The organism is Cumulibacter manganitolerans, assembly GCF_009602465.1.
GTDB lineage: Bacteria > Actinomycetota > Actinomycetes > Mycobacteriales > Antricoccaceae > Cumulibacter > Cumulibacter manganitolerans.
Genome location: NZ_WBKP01000028.1, coordinates 40,234 through 46,628, shown reverse-complemented (window position 1 = coordinate 46,628; position 6,395 = coordinate 40,234). Strand labels below are relative to the sequence as shown.

Annotated in this window: 5 protein-coding genes; 1 reads left to right on the top strand and 4 read right to left on the bottom strand. The window is 71.5% G+C overall.

The window, feature by feature from the left end; translation table 11 throughout:
• Positions 1-707, bottom strand: a 707-nt coding sequence (locus F8A92_RS11360; protein ID WP_153505280.1) for a hypothetical protein, incomplete at its 3' end; no start/stop codon positions are given.
• Positions 708-927: 220 nt separating this feature from the next.
• Here F8A92_RS11360 and F8A92_RS11355 point away from each other — a divergent pair.
• Entirely contained in the window at positions 928-2,412 is a 1,485-nt protein-coding gene (locus F8A92_RS11355; RefSeq protein ID WP_153505279.1) for an AMP-binding protein, read from the top strand.
• Between the two features lie 249 nt (positions 2,413-2,661).
• On the opposite strand, the gene F8A92_RS11350 is transcribed toward F8A92_RS11355, so the two are convergent.
• The 3 genes from F8A92_RS11350 to F8A92_RS11340 form a co-directional block, all read right to left on the bottom strand.
• Positions 2,662-3,915: a DUF1501 domain-containing protein gene (locus F8A92_RS11350; protein WP_153505278.1), complete on the bottom strand. Its 1,254-nt coding sequence runs from the start codon at positions 3,913-3,915 to the stop codon at positions 2,662-2,664.
• Entirely contained in the window at positions 3,915-5,198 is a 1,284-nt protein-coding gene (locus F8A92_RS11345; protein WP_153505277.1) for a DUF1800 domain-containing protein, read from the bottom strand. The genes F8A92_RS11350 and F8A92_RS11345 overlap by 1 nt, the downstream gene beginning before the upstream one ends.
• Positions 5,199-5,464: 266 nt before the next feature.
• Positions 5,465-6,274 (bottom strand): alpha/beta fold hydrolase, encoded by an 810-nt coding sequence (locus tag F8A92_RS11340; protein ID WP_153505276.1) that lies wholly within the window; start codon positions 6,272-6,274, stop codon positions 5,465-5,467.
• Positions 6,275-6,395 lie beyond the last annotated feature (121 nt).

Sequence of the window (6,395 nt, the reverse complement as noted above, 5' to 3'; positions counted from 1 at the left end):
TGGCCGAGGACGCAGATGTCGTGCTTGCCGGACGTCGCCGGGGTGTAGCTGAAGCCGAAGGCGTGGTTGCCGCCGACGCCGTAGGGGTAGAGGTAGGGGCTCGGCGCGTTGGTGATGTTGTAGGAGATCGGCTGTCCGTTGTCGAAGACCCAGTAGCCGAGGGACTTCGAGAGGTCCGAGTCGTCGATCAGCCAGCCGTTGACGACGATCTGGTTGTTCTTTGCCTCGACGACGATGTCTCCGCGCGGGTTCTTGGCCTCGACGCCGACGTACACGCAGGCGATGATGCCGCTCTGTCCGGCGCCGATGTTGTTGCCGAACATGCACAGCTCGTGGCGCCCCGCGGAGGGCGCCTGGACGCCGCCGAAGACGCCGCTGTAGGGCAGGCCGTACGGGTCGAGCTCCGGGCTGCGCAGCTGGGCGATCTGGTAGGCGACGACCTTGCCGTCGAGGGTGTAGAAGGTGGTCACCTTCTTGGAGAAGTCGTCGCGGTCGAAGGCGTAGCCGGTGAAGTAGATGATGCCGTCGCCGGCGCTCCACGCACCGAGGTAGCCCTCGGGGTTGTTGCCGGTGGCGGTCGTCGCGGCTGTCTGCGACGTGGAGGGCGTCGACTCGGCGTGCGCCGCGACGCTCACGAAGAGGGTGGCTAGAACCGCGGCTGCGGCGAACGTGATGGCGCGGCGAAACCGCGCGGTGATGGGGGACATGGCGGTCCTCGGGGGTTTGAAACGGGGGGCACCCGTATAAGACGCAGTCGCCTTACACGGCGCTTACATCCTGGGGGCCGGTTTGCGATAGCGGCGGCGAAAGTGAGAAGCGTCACGTGTGGGCTGTGTAGCGTCCCTGACGACCTGGTCGGCTGCCCAATATCCCGTGGACGCGGGGTCGTTAGATTCGCTAACGATCGCGGGTGCTAGAAACTTAGCCATGACCGAGACTGCCGCCGAGCCGGAGTGGCTCGTCCACGCGTTCGCCCGCTACGCCGAGGAGCGGCCCGACCATCCCGCGGTGACCGATGCGGCGACCGGCGAGTCGCTGACCTGGCGCGAGCTGGTGGACCGCGCCGAGGTCGTCGCGAAGGGAATGGTGGCCCGCGGCGCCAAGCAGGGTGATCTGGTCACGGTCGCGCTGTGGAACAGCATCGACTTCGTCGTCGCGGACATGGCGGCGTGGCGCATCGGAGCCACGCCCCAGCCGCTGTCCCAGAAGCTGGCGGTGCCGGAGTTCCAGGCCATCCTCGACATCGGCCGCCCGTCGATCGTGATCGGTGACGAGGCCCTCGCGGAGCGCTTCGGTGTCGAGATGGCGACCGTCGCGCAGCTCGCGGCCGAGGGTGCGGCGTACGACGCAGACCTCCCGTACGTCCTGTCGCCGTCGCTGAAGGCGCCCACCTCCGGCGGCTCGACGGGCCTTCCGAAGATCATCCTCGCGGGCGGTCCGGCGGCGATCGACCAGGCCACGATGGACATGTGGCGCACCACCGGCGACACGGTGGCCCTGGTGTCCGCACCGATGCACCACAACGCCCCGCACTCGGTCATGTTCATGACGATCGGCGCCGGCGGGCACGTCGTGCTCATGGACCGCTTCGACGCCGAGCAGGTGCTCGCCAACATCGAGAAGTACCGCTGCAACCTGCTGTACGTCGTCCCGATCATGATGCACCGCATGTGGAACCTGCCCGACGATGTCAAGGCGCGCTACGACCACTCGTCGGTCAGCACCGTGTGGCACATGGGCGCGCCCTGCCCCGCGTGGCTGAAGGAACGCTGGATCGAATGGTTCGGCGCCGAGCCGATCTGGGAGCTGTACGCCGGGACCGAGGCTCAGGCGGTCACCGTGATCAACGGCGTCGACTGGCTGACGCATCGCGGCTCGGTCGGGCAGGTCGTCGTCGGCGAGATGATCGCGCTGGACGACGACCACAACCCCGTGTCGGCCGGCACCCCGGGTGAGCTCTGGATGCGCCGTCCCGAGGACCGCCCGGAGACCTACCGGTACGTCGGGGCCGAGCCCAAGCGGCTCGACCGCGGCGACGGGGTCCAGTGGGAGTCGCTCGGCGACATCGGCCAGTTCGACGACGAGGGGTACCTGTACCTGCACGACCGCAAGACCGACATGATCCTGGTCGGCGGCGTCAACGTCTTCCCGGCGGAGATCGAGGCGGCGCTCGAGAAGCACCCGAGCGTGTCGTCGTCCGCCGTCATCGGCCTGCCCGACGAGGAGTACGGCAACCGGGTCCACGCGATCGTGCACGCCCCGGCCGACGCGGACATCGACGACATCCACCGGCACCTCGCCGAGCAGCTGTCCCCGCACAAGCGGCCGCGCACGATCGAGATCAGCGACGAACCGCTGCGGGACGAGGCGGGAAAGTCCCGCCGCAGCGCGCTGCGCGCCGCCCGGCTCTAGCGCGCCGCCCGGCGACCTCCGGCCGGCGACGACCTCCGGCCGGCGGACGAGTCCGCGCCGCCCGGCACCTCCGGAAACCGTCGCGTTTCCGGGCTGCTTTCCACTCCGGGCGATCAGTGACGCCCCGGCGCGACGTTTTCCGAAGAACCTCGCCGTGGGCGCCGTGGACGCCGTGGACGCCGGGGCCGCCGGCTCGCAGGGGACGCCGGGACGCCGGGCTTCCGGAGGACGCCGCTGGCGGGCTGGAGGTCAGCGGCGAAGCAGCTTCAGCGGGGTTCGGCCGGGGCCCAGGACGTCGGCCGGATCGTGCTCCAGGACGTCGGCCAGCAGGCCGCCGTAGACGTCGCGGAAGTCGGTCGTGACCTTGAGGTCGCCGGCGTCCAGGTCGGTGAGGCTGGGCGAGTCCCCGAAGAACCGGCCGCCGTCCACCAGCGGGCCGGCCACCAGCACCGGCCCGGCGGTTCCGTGGTCGGTGCCCTGGGAGGCGTTCGCGGCGACTCGTCGCCCGAACTCGGAGTACACCAGCACGGTGGTCCTCGCGCCCCGCGGGTGGCCGGCCAGCTCGTGCAGGAATCCGGACACCGCCCCGTCGAGCGCGCCCATCAGCTTCTGCTGCGTGCCCTTCTCGTCGGCGTGCGTGTCGAAGCCTCCGAGGCTCGCGGCGTATACCTGCGTCGGCACCGCGGCCTTGATGCAGGCGGCGATCAGCCCGAGCTGCACGGCGAGCTCGCTCTGGCCCCCGGCCGATCCGCCGGCCGTGCCGGACGAGGCGTTCTCCTGCGCGCGGTCGTCGGCGTACGCCCGCTGGATCGGTCCCAGCGCGAGCTCCGTCTTGATCGTGTCGGCGTACACCCCGGCGACGGCCCGCTGCGCGCTGGTGTCGGACGCCGCGGGCTTCGCCAGCCTGCCGATCGCGTCGTTGAGCGCCGGGGTGAAGACCGTGGGCCGGGTGGGCGTCAGCGCGGCGCCGTTGGTCTTCGCGCCGAGCATCAGCGGCGGGAGGACGGCCCCGATGTTGACCGCGCGCAGGGGATCGTCACCGGTCTGGTCGAGCCACCGGCCGATCCAACCGGTGGGGACCGGCGCCTCCGGGTGAGCGGTCTGCCAGATGTCCATCGAACGGAAGTGGCTGCGATCGGGCTTCGGGTAGCCCACGCCCCGGACGATCGCCAGCGCGCCGGTTCCCCAGAGGTCGCGCAGGCCGGTCATCGCCGGGTTCAGGCCGAGCTCGGCGTCGAGCGGCAGCACGGACGCCGGGTCGTAGGCGAGCTCCGGACGCCGCGCGTAGTACGCGTCGTCGGCGTATGGCACCAGCATGTTCAGCCCGTCGTTGCCGCCGTACAGCGTGATGACGACGAGGATGCGGGCGTCGTGGACCAGCGGCCGCCGCGCCGCCTCGGAGAGCAGGTCGTCGAGGGTCAGCGCGGTCGCTCCGGCCAGCGCCGCCGCGCCGCCGACGAGGGCGGAGGCCTTCAAGAACTTGCGACGGGTCAAGGCGTCCATCAGATCACCAGGTTCTCGGAGCTGCAGGCGAGGGCGGTCACCAGCTGGGCCGGCTGTGCCGTCAGCGGGGAAACCGCGTCGTACGTGCGGTCGCTGAGCTCGCCGATGCCCAGCAGGTAGCAGGCCGCAGCCACCCGGTCCTTGCCGGACGCCGCCGTGACCGTCGAGAGGTCGCCGTGGGAGGCCATCAGCTGCGCGGCCTTGATGCGCTGCTCGGTCGCGGCGGTCGACAGCCATGCCACGCCGGTCGGCCAGCCGCCGACGCTGGGCGGGTCGAACGGCAGCTGGCCGAGCACCCGCAGGTAGGACAGGTAGGCATCGCACAGCTTGTCGTCGGCGGTCGGGACCTTCAGCGCCCGCAGCACGCCGACCAGCCATTCGACGGGACCGCAGATGAGCGCCCCGGACGCCGCCGCCACATCGGGGTCGGCGAGCAGCGCGGCGAACAGCGCGTGCAGGTTCCGCTGCGGGCCGTACGCCGCGGAGATCCGGCCGACCGCGGCCTCGCTGGGCGGGGTGCTCGCCGCGAGCTGCGTCCACATCCGCCGCGCCAGGAACCTGCCGACCGCGGGCTGCGCGAGCACTGCGTCACAGAACCCGGCGGCGTCGAGGTTGCCGGTCACGCCCAGCACGGTCTTGGTGGTGGTGTCCCGGGCCTTCGGCTCGACGTACGTCGAGCCGTCGTCGCGCACCCGCCAGCCGGTGAGGGCGCGGGCGCCCTCCTTGACGTCCTGCTCGGTGTACCCGCCGTCGTGGCCGAGCGAGAACAGCTCCATGAACTCCCGGGAGAGGTTCTCGTTGGGCGCCTTGGCGGTGCTCTGGACGCCGTTGAGCCACCGCAGCATCGCGCCGTCGGTCAGCATCGCGAGGGCGAGGTTGCGGAAGTCGCCGCGGCCGAGGCTGCGCAGCGACTCGTTCTGCCGGAGCATCAGGCCCGGATAGACCACCCCGCGCAGCGAGGTCGCGAAGTGGTTGTGCCAGACCATCGTGAGCCGCTCGGCGAGCGGAGTGGTGGCCGCCGCCATCCGGCGCAGCCACCACCGGCTCATCGTTCGGGTCTCGGCGGCGCGCTGCTCCGGGGTGGAGCCGGGCCCGGTGCCGGCCTTCGGCATCGGCGTCGCCTTGCTGCCGGCGTCCGCGGCGGGGTCCATCGCGAGAACCCGGGCGAGGTACGCCTCGGCGCCCTCGGCCACCGCGGCGTCGACGGCCGAGCCACCCGCGCCGAACCCGGTCCGGCGTACCAGGCGGGCCGTCGCGATCCATTCCGCGCTCTGAAACCGCACGCGCCCATTGTGCCTCGCAGGACCGCTCCCGGCGCCCGGTTCCACAGGGCCGTGAGGCCGGCCTACGAGGCCGTGACCGGGGCATTCGAGCCTCAGGGCGCCGCGCCGGTCGGCGGTTCCTCGCCCGGCTCTCCGGAGATGATCACGCAGGAGGGCCACTGTCCACCCGGGGTGGACAGTGGCCCTCCTGGACGTTCTTTTCCGGACGACGTCCGCGGCGCCGACGCCGGGAACCGCTTCCGGGCCGGCGTCCGCGGCGCGGGCGGCTAGTCGACGACGGAGGCGACGTCCTCGAGGAACTCGTCCGTGACGTCCCACAGCGGCATGTGGCCACAGCCCGCGTAGCCCTTGAACCGGCCGTTCTTGGCGACCTCCGCGAGGTGCTTGCCGAGGTCCGGAAAGAACATCTGGTCCTGGTCGCCGTGCGTCGCGAGGACGACGCCGCCGTACGACGCCAGGGCCTCGTCGTTGTCCAGGGTCCGGCGGAACATGCCGTTGCGCACGTACGCGGGGCACTTCATCGCGCCCTCGAGCAGCGCCTTGCGGTACGCCGGATCCAGCGGCTTGGCGGCGCACATCGTCAGCAGCTCGTCGGCCACCGCGCCGGTGTCGTCGGTCATGATCGCCTTGCCGAGCTTCCCGAACTGCGGCGTCACGAACGCCGATACCGGGCCGCCCAGCTTGTCGGTGGCGCCCAGGGTGACGATCGCCCTCACGAGCTCGTCGCCGTACGCGCCGAGGTAGTCGGTGATCACCGCGCCGCCGTACGACCAGGCGAGGACGGTCGCGCGGTTGTCCGCCGACGCGTCGGCCCACTCGAGGACGGCCTTGACGTCGTCGGCCCACAGTTGCGAGTCGCCGTACGCGTCGTGCGGCTTGTCGGAGTCGCCGTGCCCGCGCAGGTCGAACGCGACGACGCGCCAGCCGCGCTCGTCGGCGACGTCCAGCAGCGGCTGGTAGGCGAGCAGGGACTGCCCGATGCCGTGGATGCCGACGACGAGCGGGCCATCTTCGGGGCCTGCGGCGACCACGTTGATCGCGCAGCCGTCGCCCCCGGAAACCTGAGAAGTATTCATGGCGCGAGTCTGGCACAGCGACGCCGCGCGAGCGCCGCTGCGTCGCGGAGGCCGGTGCCTTCGCCAAGGAAGCCGCACCGCACAGCGACGCCGCGCGAGCGCCGCTGCGTCGCGCAAGGGG